This window comes from Streptomyces sp. BK79, from assembly GCF_044142145.1.
Lineage (GTDB): Bacteria > Actinomycetota > Actinomycetes > Streptomycetales > Streptomycetaceae > Streptomyces.
The window spans coordinates 38,752-57,065 of record NZ_JBHVOC010000033.1 but is presented as its reverse complement, the minus strand read 5'-3'; the positions used below and the strand labels follow the sequence as shown (position 1 = coordinate 57,065).

Below are 18,314 nucleotides of genomic sequence, written 5' to 3'. Positions count from 1 at the left end.
AACGTCGGTCATCTCCTGACTCTCGGTGTGGCCGTGGTGGTTTCGTGGGTCGTCGTGGATGTGCAGCAGCTGGCCGAGTACCGTTACCGGGCTGTCCGCGAGGTGCTCGGCGGGTCTCCAATCGGTGAGGTCGCAGCCCGGTACGGCACCTCACGTCAGACTCTCCACAGCTGGCGACGGCGGTTCGAGCAGGAAGGCGTGCCCGGCTTGCTGGACCGCTCCCGGCGCCCGCGGAACAGTCCCACCCGGCTGTCAGCCGAGGTGGAAGCCGAGATCTGTGAGCTGCGTCGCCGGCATCCCCGGTGGGGTGCCCGCCGGATCGTTCACGAACTCGCGGGCCGGGGGCTGTCGGCGCCGTCGCGGGCCACAGTCCACCGGGTGCTGTCCCGCAACGGATTGGTCCGCACCCAGGAACAGCAGCACCCGCGCAAATACCGCCGGTGGCAGCGTGAGGCGCCGATGCACCTGTGGCAGATGGACCTGGTCGGCGGGGTTCCGCTGGCCGACGGCCGGGAGTGCAAGATGGTCACTGGCATCGACGATCACTCCCGCTTCGTCGTGATCGCCACCGTCGTGGCCGTGCCCAGCGCCCGCGCGGTGTGTTCGGCCTTCACCGCCGCGATGCGCCGCTACGGAGTGCCCTTCGAGGTCCTGACGGACAACGGCAAGCAGTTCACCGGCCGCCATACTCGCCCCCAGCCGGTGGAGGTGCTCTTCGAGCGCATCTGTCGGGAGAACGGCATCACCCCGCGGCTGACCAAGCCGCGCTCGCCCACCACTACGGGCAAGATCGAACGAGGTCGCGGTGATCCGGTACGGCAAGGACGGCATCTACCGGGTGAGGCCGCCCGGCGGTCTGGTCGCCGCCCGCTTCCGCCACTACGAGGCGCGTTCCGGACGACCACTGCTTCATGACCATCTGATGGTGTCGGTGAAGGGGCAGCGCCTGGACGGGAAGTGGGGCTCGATCCACACCACGGCCCTGCACGAGAACACGGTCGCGGCGTCCGCGCTCTACAACGAGCTGGTCGCCTCCGAGGTCTGTGAGGCGCTGGGGCTGGCGACCGAGCCGCGCACCGTCACCCCAGGACGCCGCCCCGTGATGGAGATCGCCGGGGTGCCGCACGAGCTGATCCGCTGGACCTCCTGGCGCAGCGACCAGATCGCCGCCTGCCTGACCGAGCTGGAGCACGAGTACGTCACCGCCGTCGACGACGACGGCGAGCCGCTGTTCCTGCCCGTGGTCTCCGAGCGGGCCCGCGCCAAGCTGAACGCCATCGCCGCCCGCAAGACCCGCCCGCCCAAGCAGTCGGCCCGGCCGCTCGCGCAGCTGCGCGCGTGGTGGAAGGCGAGCGCGATCCTCACCTCCGGTGTCGCCGCAGACGTCATCACCTCTCTCCTCGAGTACGCCCGCGCCGCAGCCGCCGCGATCCGGGCCCGAGTCGCGGCCGTGGTCGACGTCGCCCTGGCGGCCGTCGACGTCACCGCGACGGTGTTCGTGATGAACGACGGCGGCCGCTTCCACCGCCGGCACCTGCTCGCCGAAGCCCGCCGCCACCTCGCCCTCGTCCTGCGCGGCCGCCGCCGCGACCCCGGCCTGGACGACCAGGTGGTGGCCGCCGCCATCTCCACCCACTGCCTGGACATCACCGAGCCGACAACCATCATCGGCCTGCTGTCCGACTACCGCCTCTACACCGCCCGGTGGTCCCTGTCCGACACCCCCACCCGCCGCCGACCACCCATCCCCGCGTCCGACCCGGACCGGCACCCCCCGGCCGACCCCGGCGAGCTGGCCGAACCCCGGCCCGCAGGCCGGGACGCGGGGGAGTGGGAGATCCCCCGCATCCCGCTCCAGTACGAGCGCGCCTTCCTCGCCGGCGCGGTGGTCCACGAGCAGCTGCGCGCCACCGCCGCCGCCGTCGTGCGGGGCCGGATGTACGACGTCGTCGCTCACCAGCAGGCGGCGATGCCCGAGCACCTGCTCGCGCCCGAGCCGGCCGACCCCGAGCACGACGACCAGGAGCAGAAGCCCGGCCGCAGGGAGGCGATCGACATGACGGCGCTGCGGGCCCTGCGGGCGTCCCGCACGGACGTGGAAGCCCTCGATCTCACCGCCGACCGGCTGCGCCGCCTCCAGGACGTGTCCGCCAAGGTGGGCGACGACTCCCGCGCCCGCTCGGACCGCGTCCCCGCGAACCGCTACGCCGACCAGGACGACGACACCGGCGCGGTGCGCCCGGACGACCAGCAGGTGCACCACCCACAGCAGCTCGGACCGCACCACGGCCGGGAGGCCGGCCACTGAGTGGACCCGCTGGTGCGCACCCGGTGCGGTGGTGCGCACCGACGACGCGCGCATCCATTCCACCGAGTGGAGTCCTACCGGCCGGGAGTGGACGCCACCGCGCTCGGCACCCACTCCACTGAGTGGAGCACACCGAGTGGAGTGGAGGACGTCGACAGGGCGGTGGTTCGCGGATGCGGACAGCGGTCGTTCCCGCTCGGCGGCATGCATACCATTGCTGAACGGCATCCAGGCCAGGCTTACAGGTCGCCCACCAGCGGAGATGCCGCCGGGTCGCCGGTTCCGCCAGGACGCGGAGCCGTCGGGTGCCGGGGAGGCACAGAGAAACGGGGGGTGCGGCATGCATCGGCGGGCGCTACTGGGTCGCGATACGGAGCGTCGCACGCTGGCTGCCCTGGTCGAGCAGGGGGCCGCCGGTTCGGGCGGCGCGACGGTGATCACCGGAGCGCCGGGGATCGGCAAGTCGGCGCTGGTCGCGGAGGCCGCAGGCGCGGCAGCACGCGGCGGGACCCGTGTGATCACCGCTGTGGGGGTCCAGTCGGAGGAAGACCTACCCTGCGCCGGACTGCACCAGTTGGTTCACCAGCTGCGGGACGGAATCGACGACTTGCCGGGACGTCAGCGCACCGCGCTGCTCGCGGCCGTCGGGCTCGTCGACGAGGCCGTACCCGATCTGTACCTCGTCGGCTTGGCCGCGCTGACCCTGCTGACGGACGCGGCGGCGAAGGCGCCACTGCTGGTGGTCGTCGAGGACGCCCACTGGATGGACCGTGCCAGCCTCGATGTGCTCGGGTTCGTGGCGCGGCGGATCGAGTCCGACCCACTCGTTCTGGTCGCCGTCACCCGGCGCCTCGACGACCGCCTCAGCAGTGCCGGCCTGCCTGTGCTGCACCTGGGCCCGCTGACGGACGAGGTGTCGGGTGAGGTGCTGGACGCGGTTGCCCCCGGACTGGGACAGCAGGTCAGACGGCGGCTGTTGGAGGAGGCCGCCGGGAACCCGCTGGCGCTGACCGAGCTGCCGGTCGCGCTGCAGTCGGTCGGCGGTGCGTACGCGCTCAATCCGGGTCCGCTGCCGCTGACCGCGCGGCTGGAGCGGACGTTCACGGCACGGGTCTCCCGCCTGCCGGCCGACACCCGTGCGGTCCTGCTCCTCTCGGCCCTCAACGGTGACGGGACGATGGACGAATGCCTCGCCGCGGCGACCCGGATGCTGGGGACGGCGGTCGACGTCGGTGCTTTCGAGGCAGCGATCGACGCGGGCCTGGTGGAGGCCCACGGACCCGCCTTCAGGCACCCCCTCATCCGCTCGGCGATGCACCACGCCGCCACCGCCGCGGAACGCCAGGCCGCGCACGCCGCGCTGGCCGCCGCGCTCCAGGGGCAGCCCGATCGACAGGCATGGCACCGTGCCGCCGCCACCGCCGGTCTCGACGAAGGAGTGGCAGGGGATCTGGACTCCACTGCCGGCAGAGCCCTGCGGCGAGGCGGCGTAGCCGCAGCTCTTGCCGCGCTGAGGCGAGCGGCGGAGCTGACGAAGGACCCCTCCGCGCGGGCGGACCGGCTGCTCCGGGCGGCGGAGCTCGCGCTGGAGTCGGGCCAAGGAGACATCGCGACGCATCTGCTGACCCAGGCGCGCGCACTGGACCTTTCGGTCCGGGACCAAGGCCGCGCGGCCTGGGTCAGCATCGCTCTGGCCGAGGGGACGCGGGGCGAGGGCGCCGCGACCGCCGAGCTGGCCGAGCTGGCGGTCGAGATCGCCGCCGGCGAGTCGACACTGGGGCTGCGCATGCTGTGGAGCGCGGTCCTGCAGTGCTTCTGGGGAGAGCCGGGCCCGGCCGCACGCGAGCGGGTCGCCGACGCTGCCGCCCGGATGCCCGTGCCTGCCGACAACGCCGACCTGGTCGCTCTGCGGGCGTACTCGGCGCCGGTCGAGCGTGGGGAAGGGGTCATGGAGGGCCTGGCAGGTCAGCTGGAGCGCTCGTCGGAAAACGCGGAGGGGGACCAGCTCCTGGGTGCCGCCGCCGTGACAGTGGGCGCTCCCGCCCTGGCGAGCCGGTTGACGGCGAGGTCGCTGGACGTCCTGCGAGCGCAGGGCAGGCTGTCGATGCTGGCCCGCGCCCTCTGCGTCCAGGCGGGGAGCGCCGCGCGGCTGGGTGACGTGCGCGCTGGTTCCCTCGCGGCGGAGGAGGCCGCGTCGCTTGCCCGCGAGACCGGTCAGCCTCTTGTGCACGCGATGGTGAATGCCATCCGCGCGCAGCTGGCCGCCGTCAGCGGCGACCCGGCGGCAGAGGCATGGGCGGCGGAAGCCGAACGCGAGGCCCTTCCCAGCGGAGGGCGCCCGGTGCTGGCCATCATGCAGATGGCCCGCGGGCAGGCGGCGCTCTGCCAGGGCCGCTACGGCGACGCGTTCGGCCATCTGCACCGCGTCTTCGACCCGGCCGACCCCGCCTTCCACTCCTGGCTGCGCTTCTATGCGGTCGCGGAGCTGGTCGAGGCGGCGGTGCGCAGCGAATCCGCGGGGGTGGCACGCGACATCGTGCGGGAGCTGACCCCGCTCGGGGATTCGACGTCTTCGCCCGCCCTGCTCTGCGGGTTGCGACTGGGCCGGGCCCTGCTGAGCCCGCAGGATGCCGCCGAGCCGCTGTACAGGGCGGCCCTCGACGCTGTCCCCGTGGACTGGCCGTTCGAGGGGGCGCGGGCGCGCCTCGCCCTGGGGGAGTGGCTGCGGCGTCACCGGCGGCCCGCGGAGTCCCGCGTCGCCCTGCAGGCAGCACGCGAGATCTTCGACGCTCTCGGCGCGTCGGCATGGGCGGAACGGGCACGGCAGGAGCTGCGCGCCGCGGGCGCGTCGTCCCCGCGCCAGGATCCGGCCACGGTCGACCGGTTGACCTCGACCGAGCTGCATGTCGCCCAGCTCGCCGCGCAGGGCCTGACGAACCGGGAGATCGGCGAGCGGTTGTACGTCTCGCCCCGGACGGTGAGCACCCATCTCCAGCGGATGTTCCCCAAACTGGGAGTCACCTCCCGCGGCGAACTCGCCGCGGTGCTCGGCGGCACGACGACGTACCCCGAAAGCGCAGCGTCATGACGTACACGGAAGACGCAGCACCATGACGTACGCCGAAGCCGTAGTCCGACGGACGCGGTCCGACCTGCTTGATTCCTAGGTTTGTGCCATGCCCGGTGCGCACACGGCGCACGGGCGGGAAGGCACACCATGGGAACCATCACCGTCGGCACCGAGGGCTCGACCGGTATCGATCTCTACTACGAGGACCACGGGTCGGGGCAGCCCGTCGTCCTGATCCACGGTTACCCGCTGGACGGGCAGTCGTGGGAGAAGCAGACCGATGCGCTGGTCAAGGCCGGCTACCGCGTCATCACCTACGACCGCCGTGGCTTCGGCCGGTCGAGCAAGACCATGACGGGCTACGACTACGACACCTTCGCCGCCGACCTGGACACCGTACTGACGGAGCTGGACCTGCGTGACGTGGTTCTCGTCGGGTTCTCGATGGGCTCGGGCGAGGTAGCCCGCTACCTCGGCGTCCACGGCTCGGAGCGGGTGGCGAAGGCGGCGTTCCTCGGTTCGCTCCAGCCGTTCCTGCTGCAGGCGCCGGACAACCCCACCGGTGTGCCGCAGAGCGTCTTCGACGGCATCGCGGAGCAGGCGGAGGCCGACCGCTACGCCTGGTACGAGAGCTTCTTCGTCGACTTCTTCAACACCGACGAGACGCTCGGGTCGCGGCTGAGCGAGGCCGCGCTGCGGGCGAACTGGGCCACCGCCATCGACTCGGCGCCCATGGCGGCGTACGCGTGCGTCCCGGCGTGGTTGACGGACTTCCGGGCCGACGTGGAGCGCGTCGACGTGCCGTCGCTGATCCTGCACGGGACCGCCGACCGCATCCTGCCGATCGACGCCACGGCCCGCGAGTTCCGCCGCCGCCTGCCCGACGCGCGGTACGTCGAGATCGACGGCGCTCCGCACGGGCTGCTGCTCACCCACGCGGCCGAGGTCAACGCCGCCCTGCTCGACTTCCTCGCCGCCTGAGCGCCGGCGCCTGTCACGAAAGGACCGCACTCCTGTGCCGGTTGTCAACCACCCTCTGCCCGAGCGCGACCGCGAGACCGCGGGTGCAGCGCTGCAGGCGACCCTGGCCGACCTTCTCGACCTGTCCCTGGTAGCCAAGCAGGCTCACTGGAATGTGTACGGCCCGCGCTTCCGCTCGGTTCACGTGCAGCTCGACGAGGCCGCCACCGTCGCCCGGAACCACGCCGACACGGTGGCCGAGCGCGCGGCCGCCCTGGGCGTCAGTCCGGACGGACGGGCCGGGACCGTTGCGCAAGCCAGTGGCGTGCCCGCCCTTCCGCCGGGTTGGACCAAGGACAGTGACGCCGTCGAAGCCTTGGTGTACGCGCTCTCTGCCGTGACCGAAAGGCTGCGTGAGCGCATGGTCGCGTTGGGCCCGGTGGATGTCGTCACCGAGGATCTCCTCGTCGGACTGACGGCCGATCTCGAGAAGCAGAGCTGGATGTTCCAGGCGGAGAACCGGGCCTGATCAGGGGGCGAGAGCCTCACAGTTGTCGACCGAAGTGGAGAAGAGCATGGGCGTCGAGGGAACGAGCACAGACCGATTCGAACCGGTACGAGCGGTGCTGGGGGCGCACCTGGAAGCCGGCGAGGAGTTGGGGGCGTCGATCGCCGTCGATGTGGACGGGGTCATGGAAGTCGATCTGTGGGGTGGCCACGCGGACGAAGCACGGACCGTTCCGTGGCACCGGGACACGTTGGTGAGTATGTGGTCGACCACGAAAACCCTGACCAATCTCGCGGCTCTCATCCTCGTCGACCGGGGCGCGCTGGATCTGCACCGCCCGGTCGCGCACTACTGGCCCGAGTTCGCCGCCCAGGGAAAGGAGCACATCGAGGTACGTCACGTCCTGGCCCACACCTCGGGACTCTCCGGCTGGGAGCAGCCCTTCTGCATGGAGGATCTCTACGATCGGCCTACCGCGAGTGCCCGGCTGGCCGCGCAGGCACCCTGGTGGGAGCCGGGCTCCGCTTCGGGCTACCACGTGCAGACCCAAGGGCAACTGGTGGGAGAGCTTGTCCGGCGGACCAGCGGTCGTAGCCTGACGGAGTTCGTTGCCACCGAGATCGCCGAACCGACGCAAGCTGATGTCCAGATCGGCGCGCGACGGGCCGACTGGCCGCGTATCGCCGATCTGGTGGCCCCCTCGCAGCTAGGCGGTATACCCACGGGTCTTGATCCCGAGGGGATCTTCACCAGGACGCTGCTCGGAAGCCCCGCACGTGACGAGCACGTCGACACCCCGCAATGGCGCTCCGCCGAACTCGGAGCCGTCAACGGACACGGCAACGCACGTGGCCTGGCCCGAGCGCTCTCCGTCATCTCGCGGCGCGGCCAAGTCAACGGCCGCCGGCTTCTCTCCGAGGAGACGGTGGACAAGGTGTTCGACGTACAGGCCGACGGAGTCGACCTGTTCCTGGGTGTTCCCGTCCGCTGGGGCATGGGCTACGCACTCGCCGATCCGAGGACGATGCCGCACATGCCCACCGGGAGAATCTGCTTCTGGGTCGGTCGGGGCGGTTCGATCGTCATGATGGACCTCGACCGGCGCGTCACGTTCTCGTACACGATGAACCGGGTGGGCGACGGGATCCTCGGCTCGGAGCGCACGCACAGCTACCTCAGGCACGTCTACGAAGTCCTGCAGCGTACCGGCTGAGGTGTAGCCGTAAGCTCCGCGCGCGGAGCTGTGGCACACCGTCGAACGTGCCGGCAACCGTCTCAAGACCTTTCGCGCCGTTGCCACACGCTCCGAGAAACGGCTTCATATCTACCTCGACACCGTCGCACTCGCAGCACTTATGATCTGGCGCCGCACACGGACCACACTCCGGGAAAACATTGCCCAGGAACGTGAGTGAGCGGCCGTCATCCAGCTGGAGGAGAGCTCGCTCCCCCATCCGAGTTGCAGCTTCCGCACCCAGGTGGCGACGCGGCAATCGTCCCGAAGAGTGAGGGCTACGGCACCGGCTCGGTCACAGGCTTGATTACATCGGGAAGCCGCTGCCCGCGGCGCGTCGCACCGCCATCCACGTCCGCGAACGAGCAGTCCGCCGACGGCTCCTGTCCAGTCGCCCCTCGTAACGACAGGACGACGGCGCTCCTCGCCCGGTGGACGGGCGAGGCCGAAGCCTCAGAATCACCCTCGGGCCGCAGCCCGGCCACCGCTCTCCGGCCACTGCCGGCTGCCGCCCACCAGCGCTCCGATCCGCGCTGCTCACGTGGCGCAGACGGAGGCACACCAACCAGGTACGGCGAAGCGACCCGAGCCCAGTTTCTCGACGTGCCCACACGTATCGCCTTTCGGCCCGTCGAGCACCATCCATCACACAAGAAGGATTTCACACATGCGCAACACCCGCCTCGTCCGACCGGGCAGCAGACCCGCGCTGCTCGGTGTCACCGCAGCCGTCGGACTGTCCGTCGCCGCCGTCACCCTGCCCGCTGCGGCCGACGCTACGCCCCACCACCCCGTACGTCCGACGATAGTGCTGGAACACGGAGCGTTCGCCGACGCCGCGAGCTGGGACGGTGTCGTCGCCCGGCTGCAGCGTGCGGGCTACCCGGTGGTGTCCGCTGCCAACCCGCTGCGTGGTCCCGCGACCGATGCCGCTTACCTGCGCAGCGTCCTCGACCACATCGACGGCCCCGTGGTCTTGGTCGGTCACTCCTACGGCGGCACCGTCATCAGCCAGGCCGCCGCAGGCCTCGAGGGCAAAGTGAAGGCACTGGTCTACATCGCGGCCTTCCTGCCGGACGAGGGCGAGAGCTCGATCGGACTGACGGACAAGTTCCCCGGCAGCACCCTCGGCCAAGCCGTCGAGTCCGTCAACTACGTCCTGCCCGACGGTGATCGGGGCGCGGACGTGTACATCAAGCCCGAGAAGTTCCGCAGCCAGTTCGCCGCAGACGTGCCGAAAGACAAGGCCAGGCTCATGGCTGCAGGGCAGCGTCCGATCGCTGCCGCCGCCCTGGAGGAGAAGTCCACCCAGGCCGCCTGGAAGACGATCCCCTCCTGGTCGCTGGTGACCACGGAGGACCGCAACATCCCAGTGGCCGCCCAGCGCTTCATGTCAGCCCGCGCCAATGCCCGCACGACGACCATCGACGCGTCACACGCGGTATCCGTATCTCGCCCCGAGGCCGTCACCCGCATCATCGAGCAGGCGGCCCACACGATCCGATGACCGAGGGCCCCGCCCTGTCGCTCATCGCACATCACGGCACAGCGGGCCTGATGCAGGTTCGGGTGACAGGTTGACCTGCCCCACCGCTGAGGTTCCAGTTTTGGTGGCTAATACTGCAACGGTGTTTGCCGTGACTGTTGGCCATCTTGTTCGTTGGTGTGGCCATGGGTGGGGACCTTGCTGATGTCAGGTTGTGGGTGGGTGAACTGAGCGCTCTGCATGAGCGGTTCGTGCACCGGTTCAGTCGGGAGGAGCCGCGGCAATCCGCTTTGGCGTACATGCGAGGGCTGATCGCGCCGTTGGAGCGGAAGAACGGCTGGACGCTTGCGGAAGAGGCCGGGCATACGGGTCCCGACCGCATTCAGCGGCTGCTGAACCGGATCGAGTGGGACGCCGACGAGGTCCTGGACGACGTGCGTGACTACGTCGTGGAACACCTCGGAGATCCGGATGCCGTCCTGATCGTCGATGACACCGGCTTTCTGAAGAAGGGCGTCCGCTCGGCCGGCGTCCAGCGGCAGTACTCCGGCACCGCCGGACGCACCGAGAACAGCCAGATCGGCGTGTTCCTCGCCTACGCCACCAGCCGCGGACGCACCCTGATCGACCGCCGCTTGTATCTGCCCACCTCCTGGACGGACGACCGGGACCGCTGCCGTCGGGCGGGCATCAACGACAGTGTCGCCTTTGAGACGAAGGTGGCGATGGCCAAGGCGATGGTCCGCCGGGCCATCGCCGAGAAGATTCCGTTCGGCTGGGTGACGGCGGATGCCGCCTACGGCTTCTCCAAGGGCTGGCGCTACGAGCTCGAGCAGGCGGACGTCTTCCACGTCATGGCCACCACCCGCCATGACACCGTCGTCACCCGCTGGGCACTCGACCACCCCGTGCACGAGCTGTTTCCCGGCCTGCCGAGACAGAAGTGGAAACGCCGTTCCTGCGGCGACGGGGCCCACGGCCGGCGCATCTATGACTGGGCCCGCGTCGAGGTCAGGCCCTGGCACCGGCCGGACCGTCGGCACTGGGTGCTGGCCCGCCGCAGCGTCAGCAGGCCCGAGGAGATCTCCTACTACATCGCCTACTGCCCCGCCGACACCACCCTGGATGAGCTGATCCGCATCGCCGGCAGCCGCTGGGCGGTCGAGGAGTGCTTCCAGACCGCGAAGCAGGAATGCGGCCTGGACGACTACCAGGTCCGCCGCTATCCCGGCTGGCACCGCCACATAACCCTGGCCATGGCCGCCCACGCCTGCCTCACCGTCCTGCGGGCCCGCCAGCTGGACGCGGACGAAGCAGAAACGGATCCTCCCAGCTCATCCACCTCAGCCTCGCCGAAATCAGACGCCTGATCACCCGACTCACCAACCGTCGGCCCACCCCGGCCGACCACATCCTGCACTGGTCGACCTGGCGACGACGACGCCAGCACCAAGCCCGCATCAGTCACTACAAGCGACGCGGACACAGTCCCTGAACTGGTCAGCAATCAGCACAAGCACCGTTGCAGTAATAGGCCATGTGCCAGCGGAGCTTGCTCAGCATCCGGCGCCGTCCGGAGGTCTCCAGCCCGGCGAGGTAGAGCACGCGGGCGGAGCGCACGTAGGCGGCGGCCTGCGGCAGGCAGGCGAGGAAGAGCAGGGGCAGGAGCAGGGGGTGCAGGACGGTCAGGACGGTGGCGCCGGCCGTGAGCGTGGCGGTGGCTGCGAGCACGTCCTGTGCTTCTTCGACGAGGTCGGGGGTGACCTGGGCGCCGCGGTCGGCGATGTCGTAGGCGTCGTTGTAGCCGGGCTTGTTGTTGGCGGCCAGTTCCGCGCCGAGCGCGGCCTCGATCATCGTCAGCTCCGCCGCCCGGCCGAGCACCGGACGCAGACGCCCGGTGAGCCAGACGACGGTGATGCCCAGCAGCGCGCGCAGGCCGGCGGCGGTGGCGATCACGGCCAGTTGCGGGGCGGCGTCCCACAGCCGCTCGGTGAGGTCGCCCGAGGAGACCAGCGCGGTGATCGTGCCCGTGACGGCCAGGAGACCGAGGGCCGCAAGGACGCCGATTCCGATCTGGCACATCAACAGGCCGATGGTGGCGCCGCGGTCCACGCGCCAGGCCATCTGTACCGAGCGTCGCACCAGCGAGGGCAGGCGCCGCGCCATGGTGCGGGAGGTCAGCAGGGAGCCGGCCTGGAGTCTCGACTCGTCGCGGTAGAGGTATTCCTCTTCTCGAACACCGGCATCCTGCGGTTCGCCGTCTGGCGCGGTCCCCTTGGGTGGTTGCGGCGGCTCATCTTGCGTAATGGCCGAGGTCATCGTTCCCCCTAGGACGGTCGCTGCGGCAGAGTCGTGAGGTCTAACGACGCGGTTGCGATATCGAACACACGTCATTCGGTCGTGCTGGAAAGCCCGTGATTCCCTGCGTCAGGGTCCCCGCGGTCGTGGGAACCCTGGTCTCGCGCGGAGCGGCTGCGGACAGGAAATGGCCGAAACGCCGATGCCACCGAACGGCGCGGGCAGCACGGCGGGCCATCCCCGTGGTCCCCTTTCTGGCCGGGGTCTGGTTCGTCCTGCAGCAGCCTTTCCACCTCTGGCTCGGCGTGGCCGGCCGCGGCCGTCAGCACCTCATGGTGGTGGGCGGACAGGACGCCGGCTCCCAGTCCGCTTTGTGTGTGATCTCGATCCGGACCCTGCCATTTGGCTGGCGTTCGATGCTCACCGTCACCGTCGGGTGTGTGGCGTGGTCTGCGTGGGCCAGGAGCGCGGACAGTTTGTGGTGGCAGGCGTTGTCTGCGTCGTCGATTCCCCAGACTGCAAGGACGCTGGAGACGAAGTCCTGGGCGAGGGCTGCCGTCTGCGGCGTGCGGGGCAGCAAGGCTGTGTAGCGACTGGGACCGGTCATAGCCGGCTCATCGGACTGCATGGGAGCGGGCATCGTTCCTGTGTGCTGGTGCCTGTGGGTGAAGGGCAGGAGGAGGCCAGTTGCCTTGCGACGGTGTGCTCTACGGCGCGAGGCTGGTGAATGGTCGGGCCCGTATGCAATCTGTTCTGAGGTGTGTGGTGGTACCGGTAGCCAGGGCTTGTAGCGCGGCGATGGTGCGGGCACGGGTTGGTGGTGGAGCCTGGTCGAGGAACTGGAGGGTGGGAATGGCTCGTAGGACGGCGCGGGGATCGCGGTACTGCAGGGCGGTCACGGTGTTGTAGGTCATTGCCGTGGCTGCTGCCAGGATGTGTGTGATGACCTTTCTGCGGCGTGCCTGTACCTCGTGAACCGCGACGTGACGCAGGTTCAGGAGGTGGCTGCGTGGGCCGGGCAGGACAGTTTGGGCGGCGTGTTCCGGTGTCTGTCCGTCGTCGACGGTGCCGACGGGCAGCATGATCATGCCTTCTAGGTCTGCGATGGCGAGGCAGTCGGAGCCGACCGGCAGGAGGAGGCAGACGCCGACCACGGGCGGTTTCCAGTTTTCGTGGAGGGCGTGAGGGCGGGGCGCCGGTGCGGTGCCTGTTGCGGTGGGCATCAGGCCGGGCCGTCCTGCACGGCTGCCACGATCTCGTCCAGGTGACAGGGCTGGCTGGTACTGGGGATGGGGGTGACGTGTGGGCCTTGGGAGAGAAGCCAGTTCAGAGGCGCGGCGGGCCCGTGGGTGTGGGCCAGGGCGCCGGCGGCGAGCGGTCGGTAGGCCACGTACGGGATGTTGAGGTCGCGGCACGTTTCCACGGCGGGGTCGTCGCGGTCGGTGGTGTTCAGTACCTTCTGCACCGCGGCGACGGGCCGGTGTTTGAGGACGTACCGGATGTTGTCGGGGGTGACCTTGGAGAGGCCGATGTGCCCGATCTTCCCTTCGTCCTGCAGGGCGTGCAGTACGGCGATCTGGTCGTCGAGCGCGACTTCGGGATCGATGCGGTGCAGGTAGCACAGCTCCAGCCGCTCCGTCTTCAGCCGGCGAAGGCTCGCTTCAACACAGGCCCGCAGGTAGAACGGGTTGCCGAGGGGCTTCCACTGTCCAGGTGCGGGCCGGACCATGCCGACCTTCGTGGCGATCAGCACATGGTCGGGGTAGGGGTAGAGCGCGTCGCGGACGAGGTGTTCGACGGTGTGGGGGCCGTAGGCGTCGGCAGTGTCGATGTGGATGATGCCGTGGGTGTGCACGGCCTGACGCAGCACCGTGAGTGCCATGAGGCGGTCGTCCGGGTCGCCCCAGGTGCCGGGGCCGGTCAGGCGCATGGTGCCGAAGCCGAGCCGGGAGACGGTCTTGTCGGCGATGGTGATGGTGCCGGCGGGCGGAGAGGGGATCATACGAGCTCCTCCTTCAGGCAGCGCTGGACGGCGACGTCGACGGCGTGGGCCTGGCTGTCTGGGGCGCTGGTCACCCGCTGATGGGGGATGACGTCGTTGGCCAGGAGCCGGTGCACGCGGTCGTCAACAAGGCGCCTGAAACCGGCGTCGTAGTCGTGGCTGGTGTCGACGGGCACGGTCTCGTCGAGCACGGTTGCGAAGAGCAGGTCGTACTTGGGGAGCTGCGTGGAGGCGAGGGTCAGGAGCCGTTCGCGTTCGAGCCGGGTCGGTGTCTCCGCCCGGAACGCCATCGCGGCCTCGAAGTAAGCGACGGCGTCGTGGGCGGCGCGGTCGATGAGGACGACGTCGGCGCCCTGCGCGGCGGCATGGGTCTCGTCCAGGATGCCCTGCGCGATGATCCACTCGGTCGACTGAACGGTGTGATGGTGCATCTTCGGCAGGCCGGCCGCAGCGGCGCGCTTGCCGAGGCGGCCGGTGCGCGCGACGGTGAGGCCGTGGCCGCGCAGCTCCATCTCTATGCGCTTCAGGAGCGTCGTCTTGCCCGTGGAGTGGGTGCCGAGTACCGCGATCCGCAGCGGCGTGGAGGAAGTCACCACAGGGTGGGGTCCTTTTCTGGTTCGGGGGAGCCGGGCAGGCCGGGCGGCACGGCCGCGGCGACCAGCTGGTCCCAGGTGTCGTAGCGGGAGGCCATGGCGATCAAGAGCTGCGCGGTGGCGAAGGCGTCGAAAGTGGCCCGGTGCCGGGCGCCGGGCGCCTCGGTAAGGTCGGGCTGTACGTGCTCGATCAGCTTGTCCAGGCTGTACTTGCCGAGGTCGGGGAAGGCGACCTTGGCCAGCCGCAGGGTGTCCAGGACGCCGGCGGGCTCCCAGCCGGGCAGGTGTGCGGCCAGGACGCGGTAGTCGGTGTGCGCGTTGTGCGCGCAGATCCAGGCGTTGCCAAGGAAGGCGCGTACCCGTTCCGCGACGTCGGCCCAGGTTGGTTTGTCGGCGAGGTCGGTGTTGGTCAGGCCGTGTACCCGGGTGGCGAAGGGGGTGACGGGGCGGTTCGGGCGGGTCAGCCACCAGCCCGCGGTGCTCTTGTCGGGGCGTCCATCCCGCACGGGCAGCGCGGCGGTTTCGACGAGGTCGGGCGGGTTGGTGCCGTTGCCTTCGACGTCGACGACGAGCAACGCGGGCCAGGTGGCGAAGTTCATGCTGTCTTGGGTCCGTCCTCCGCCTTCCAGCCGATGGGGGCCCGGCCGTGCTGGCGGTAGTGGTGGGGCTTGCTCCGGTCGTGGCACTGGTAGCCGAAGCCGTGCTGCAGGTAGTAGCGGGGCGGCTCATCCAGTCCCTCCACGACGATGGCACGGTCGTTGACCTCAACGTCGCCGGTCGCACCAAGGGCGCGCGCCTCGTGCACGACGGCGTCCAGGGGCGGCCTCACCCACGCCTTCTTGCACAGGGCGATCTGTTCGGGCGGGCAGATGTCGCACAGCTCCCTGACGCCGTAGTGGCCGTTGTAGTCGGCCTCTCCCCAGGCGTAGGCCACGCCACAACTCGTCTTGCGGAACAGCGTTCCCCACTCGGCGCCGCCGGCGGCCTTGTGCAGGTCGAAGGCGTCCAGGATTCGCTGCTCCGCCTGCTCAGGCATGATCTTGCGCCGGGCCGTGTCCTCGTACGGCACCGGCATGCCGTGGCTCTCGTAGTACGCCTTGATCTCGTCGCGGAAGAACAGTCCCGTGAAGACGGTGGCGTGCGCGTGCAGGGACAGCTCACGGGCCCGCTCGATGTGCTCGTCGGAGTCGTTGAGGCCGGGCACGATCGGCCGCCAGCACAGGACGGTGCGGTAGTTCTCGGCGTGCTCGTAGAGCATGCGCAGGCTGTCGGCGGCGTACGTGGAGTTGACGGGCTCGATCTCCGGATGGTCGATGCCGGAGTGGGTGACCAGGACCGTCAGGCGCAGGTTCTTGAAGGAGTTGAGGACGGCGCAGTCCTCCGCGCTCACCCGCCATCGCGTGATGACGAGGACGTGGTTGGTCAGCCAGCATCGGGTCGGTGGCCCGGTTGAAAATCTGGATGGGCGTCTTGTGCGGTCGGAAGTACGGATGGCCGACCAGCAGGGCGACGGCGGCTTCGTCGTTCATCAGCGCCCGCGGCGTCTTCATCTCGAAGTTGCCGAACAGGTGCCGGACGCAGTAGCCGCAGTCCAGCGGGCAGCCGACGACGTGGTTCAGCGACAGACCCGATTTGCGGTACTCGATCACGTCGGCGAGGCCGGGGTTGAGGCCGCTGATCTGCTCAGCGCTCAGGAGGGGCAGCGGGCGGCGGCGCGGTATCGACGGTGCAGTCACGAGGGGCCTCCAGGACAGAGAACGGTCAGCGGTGGGTGCGCACGGGCTGCAGGGGAACGCTGGGCGACGGGGCCGTGAGCAGGACGCGGCGGCGGGCGCCGTACCAGGTGCCGAAGTCGCGGCGGGCCGCGTCCGCGTCGTCGGAGGTGTGCACCAGGTTGTGCACGAGGCGCTTCTGATCGAGCGCCGCCTGCAGGCTGTCGTTGCCGAGGTCGCCGCGGATGGTGCCGGCGGCGGCCCGGGTGGGGTCGAAGTGCCCGATGAGCTGGCGCAGCCGGCCGTGGATGCCGGGGGCGCCGTACGCGAGGGCGATGGTGACCTGCTTGCCCGCGTACGCGTCGTCCAGGCACGCGGGGATGTCCCGGTCGGGGAACCAGTCGGCATCCACCAAGAGGTCCCAGTAGTGCACGTGCGCCTGCCACGGCTGCACGGTGACGTCGATCCGGTTGGCGATCGTGGCGCCGGCGGCCGCGATCCGGTCCAGCACGGAGTCGACCAGGCCCCGCGCGACGGCGTCGGGCTTGCACAGCACGACCGAGCAGCGGTCGAAGTCGCTGATCTGCAGTCGGCGGCCCGGCCCGTACCAGGTGCCGTACTCGCGGCGGGCCCCTTCGGGGTCGTCGGAGGTGTGCACCAGGTTCCGCACGAGCCGGCTCTCCCCGCGGGCGACGGCGAGGCTGTCGTCACCCAGGTCGCCGCGGATCGTCCCAGGCACGGCGCGGGTGGGGTCGGTGTGGCCGATGAGCTGCCGCAGCCGGGCGTGGATCCCCGGCGCACCGTGCGCCAGGGCCAGCGTGACGGGCTTGCCCGCGTAGGCGGCGTCGATGTACGCGGGCAGGTCGCGCATCTCGCGGCGCCCGGTGTCGGCGAGCATGTCCCGGTAGGCGACGTGGGCCTGCCACGGCTGGGCGATGACGTCCATGCGGTCGGTGACGGTGAAGCCCGCGGACGAGATCATCTCCAGGATGCGCGAGGTCAGCCCGCGCGTCACGGCGTCCGGCTTGCACAAGATGACGGCCCACCGGTCGAAGTCGACCCCTTCCACCACGGCGCCGCTCATCGGCTTGCCCCCGCTCACAGCGCGCCCCCGTCGACGGCTGCGGCGCAGGCCGGCCACTTGCGGACCATCAGCCAGCGCAGGCCCGGGTCCAGGGCCTGCAGGAGCTCCGGGTCGACGGCCTCGACCTGGTCGTGCTGGATCTGTCGGTACAGCTCGAACAGCATCACGACCTGCTGCCAGTACGGATGCAGGTCGAGACGGTTCTGGATGTGCGAGGCGGTGTAGCGCAGCTCGTTGGTGCGCAGCGCTTCTTCGTGGACCAGGAGGCGTTCGAGCGTCGCCGCGGTGGTGTCCTCGGGCATGGCCGGGAAGGCGAAGCTGACCGCGGGGCCGGTGGCGGCCTCCTCCAGGACGCGACGGACGCGGTCGGCGTTGTGGTCGTTGACGTGGGCGGAGCCGATTGTGTGGGTGTAGGTGCCCAGGCTCAGGCCGAGCTGGATGGCCGCGTACTCCTGGATCATCGTGAAGGAGAACACGTCGGACAGCAGGCCGCAGTCGAGATCGCTCGCCCGCATGTTGCAGACCATGTGCAGGCGACCTTCGCGCGGCAGCAGGTGGAGGCCGGCCAGGCAGGCGACGTCCGGGTTGGACCGGTCTGCGAGCTCGGATGCCGAGAACACGGGCAGGTAGCCGCGCTTGCTGTCCGGCTCGTTCAGCAGCAGTTCACTGACGAGATCGAAGGGGGAGTGATCCCCGTCGGCAGGGTGGAAGAGGGTGTAGCCGTACGCGGATCCGCCGAGGTGGATGCCATCCGCGCTGCTGGCACGCATGGACGGCGCGTAGTAGCCGATCATCTCCAGGTCGCGGCGCCCGGCGAGGTACCAGAGCGCTTCGGCGAACTGGAAGACCGGGTTGGCCTTGCGCTGAGCCAGGTACGGCAGCCGCTGCCGGGGGTCGGGCAGGCGGAAGCTGACGCCGACGACCTCGCGGGCCGCGTTGCCCCGTGCGTCGATCTGGTGCTCGGGTTCCTTCGTAGCGAGCTGCAGTAAGGCGACGTACGCGCCTTCCACGCTGGGAAAGGTCGGTGCGGTGAGCAAGACACCCTCCTGTTCAGGGGAC

General features: G+C 70.0%; 14 protein-coding genes and 2 pseudogenes. 8 read left to right on the top strand and 8 right to left on the bottom strand.

What is annotated here, in order from left to right:
* Positions 1-33: 33 nt before the first annotated feature.
* The 8 genes and pseudogenes from ACFIF2_RS32540 to ACFIF2_RS32505 all read left to right on the top strand — a co-directional run.
* A pseudogene (locus tag ACFIF2_RS32540) lies at positions 34-798 on the top strand (IS481 family transposase); the annotation flags it as partial.
* 7 nt (positions 799-805) lie between these two features.
* Positions 806-2,308, top strand: a complete 1,503-nt coding sequence (gene mobF, locus ACFIF2_RS32535; RefSeq protein ID WP_395576873.1) for a MobF family relaxase — start codon at positions 806-808, stop codon at positions 2,306-2,308.
* Positions 2,309-2,570: 262 nt separating this feature from the next.
* The gene (locus ACFIF2_RS32530; RefSeq protein WP_395576872.1) at positions 2,571-5,396 is read left to right on the top strand and encodes an AAA family ATPase; all 2,826 of its coding nucleotides are present in this window, start codon (positions 2,571-2,573) and stop codon (positions 5,394-5,396) included.
* Positions 5,397-5,525: 129 nt separating this feature from the next.
* Positions 5,526-6,359, top strand: a complete 834-nt coding sequence (locus ACFIF2_RS32525; protein WP_395576871.1) for an alpha/beta fold hydrolase — start codon at positions 5,526-5,528, stop codon at positions 6,357-6,359.
* A gap of 34 nt (positions 6,360-6,393) precedes the next feature.
* Positions 6,394-6,867 carry a Dps family protein gene (locus ACFIF2_RS32520; RefSeq protein ID WP_395576870.1) on the top strand — a complete coding sequence of 158 codons (474 nt, stop codon included), beginning with the start codon at positions 6,394-6,396 and terminating at the stop codon, positions 6,865-6,867.
* Positions 6,868-6,913: 46 nt separating this feature from the next.
* On the top strand, positions 6,914-8,059 hold the full coding sequence (locus tag ACFIF2_RS32515) for a serine hydrolase domain-containing protein (RefSeq protein ID WP_395576869.1): 1,146 nt from the start codon (positions 6,914-6,916) through the stop codon (positions 8,057-8,059).
* Positions 8,060-8,747: 688 nt separating this feature from the next.
* Complete coding sequence (locus ACFIF2_RS32510; RefSeq protein WP_395576868.1) at positions 8,748-9,587, top strand: alpha/beta fold hydrolase; 840 nt, start codon at positions 8,748-8,750, stop codon at positions 9,585-9,587.
* A gap of 164 nt (positions 9,588-9,751) precedes the next feature.
* On the top strand, positions 9,752-10,936 hold the full coding sequence (locus ACFIF2_RS32505; RefSeq protein WP_395576883.1) for an IS701 family transposase: 1,185 nt from the start codon (positions 9,752-9,754) through the stop codon (positions 10,934-10,936).
* Between the two features lie 160 nt (positions 10,937-11,096).
* On the opposite strand, the pseudogene ACFIF2_RS32500 reads toward ACFIF2_RS32505, so the two are convergent.
* The 8 genes and pseudogenes from ACFIF2_RS32500 to ACFIF2_RS32465 all read right to left on the bottom strand — a co-directional run.
* Positions 11,097-11,885: pseudogene (locus tag ACFIF2_RS32500) on the bottom strand (ABC transporter); the annotation flags it as partial.
* 686 nt (positions 11,886-12,571) lie between these two features.
* Positions 12,572-13,087: a hypothetical protein gene (locus tag ACFIF2_RS32495; protein ID WP_395576867.1), complete on the bottom strand. Its 516-nt coding sequence runs from the start codon at positions 13,085-13,087 to the stop codon at positions 12,572-12,574.
* Positions 13,087-13,866 (bottom strand): aldo/keto reductase, encoded by a 780-nt coding sequence (locus tag ACFIF2_RS32490; protein WP_395576866.1) that lies wholly within the window; start codon positions 13,864-13,866, stop codon positions 13,087-13,089. Before ACFIF2_RS32490 ends, ACFIF2_RS32495 begins: the two co-directional genes overlap by 1 nt.
* Positions 13,863-14,459 carry an AAA family ATPase gene (locus ACFIF2_RS32485; RefSeq protein ID WP_395576865.1) on the bottom strand — a complete coding sequence of 199 codons (597 nt, stop codon included), beginning with the start codon at positions 14,457-14,459 and terminating at the stop codon, positions 13,863-13,865. Before ACFIF2_RS32485 ends, ACFIF2_RS32490 begins: the two co-directional genes overlap by 4 nt.
* On the bottom strand, positions 14,456-15,058 hold the full coding sequence (locus ACFIF2_RS32480; RefSeq protein ID WP_395576864.1) for an exonuclease domain-containing protein: 603 nt from the start codon (positions 15,056-15,058) through the stop codon (positions 14,456-14,458). Before ACFIF2_RS32480 ends, ACFIF2_RS32485 begins: the two co-directional genes overlap by 4 nt.
* A complete protein-coding gene (locus ACFIF2_RS32475) occupies positions 15,055-15,849 on the bottom strand; it encodes a hypothetical protein (RefSeq protein ID WP_395576863.1) in 795 nt (264 codons plus the stop codon). The genes ACFIF2_RS32480 and ACFIF2_RS32475 overlap by 4 nt, the downstream gene beginning before the upstream one ends.
* Positions 15,850-16,220: 371 nt before the next feature.
* Positions 16,221-17,273, bottom strand: a complete 1,053-nt coding sequence (locus ACFIF2_RS32470) for a nucleoside-diphosphate kinase (RefSeq protein ID WP_395576862.1) — start codon at positions 17,271-17,273, stop codon at positions 16,221-16,223.
* The gene (locus ACFIF2_RS32465; protein ID WP_395576861.1) at positions 17,270-18,292 is read right to left on the bottom strand and encodes a thymidylate synthase; all 1,023 of its coding nucleotides are present in this window, start codon (positions 18,290-18,292) and stop codon (positions 17,270-17,272) included. Before ACFIF2_RS32465 ends, ACFIF2_RS32470 begins: the two co-directional genes overlap by 4 nt.
* Positions 18,293-18,314: the final 22 nt, after the last annotated feature.

Excerpts from the sequence above, each read along its gene's own strand:
- ACFIF2_RS32505 (WP_395576883.1), top strand. The coding sequence starts at position 9,752 with ATGGGTGGGGACCTTGCTGATGTCAGGTTGTGGGTGGGTGAACTGAGC.
- ACFIF2_RS32510 (WP_395576868.1), top strand. The coding sequence starts at position 8,748 with ATGCGCAACACCCGCCTCGTCCGACCGGGCAGCAGACCCGCGCTGCTC.
- ACFIF2_RS32525 (WP_395576871.1), top strand. The coding sequence starts at position 5,526 with ATGGGAACCATCACCGTCGGCACCGAGGGCTCGACCGGTATCGATCTC.
- ACFIF2_RS32515 (WP_395576869.1), top strand. The coding sequence starts at position 6,914 with ATGGGCGTCGAGGGAACGAGCACAGACCGATTCGAACCGGTACGAGCG.
- ACFIF2_RS32490 (WP_395576866.1), bottom strand. The coding sequence starts at position 13,866 with ATGATCCCCTCTCCGCCCGCCGGCACCATCACCATCGCCGACAAGACC.
- ACFIF2_RS32495 (WP_395576867.1), bottom strand. The coding sequence starts at position 13,087 with ATGCCCACCGCAACAGGCACCGCACCGGCGCCCCGCCCTCACGCCCTC.
- ACFIF2_RS32530 (WP_395576872.1), top strand. The coding sequence starts at position 2,571 with ATGCCGCCGGGTCGCCGGTTCCGCCAGGACGCGGAGCCGTCGGGTGCC.
- ACFIF2_RS32480 (WP_395576864.1), bottom strand. The coding sequence starts at position 15,058 with ATGAACTTCGCCACCTGGCCCGCGTTGCTCGTCGTCGACGTCGAAGGC.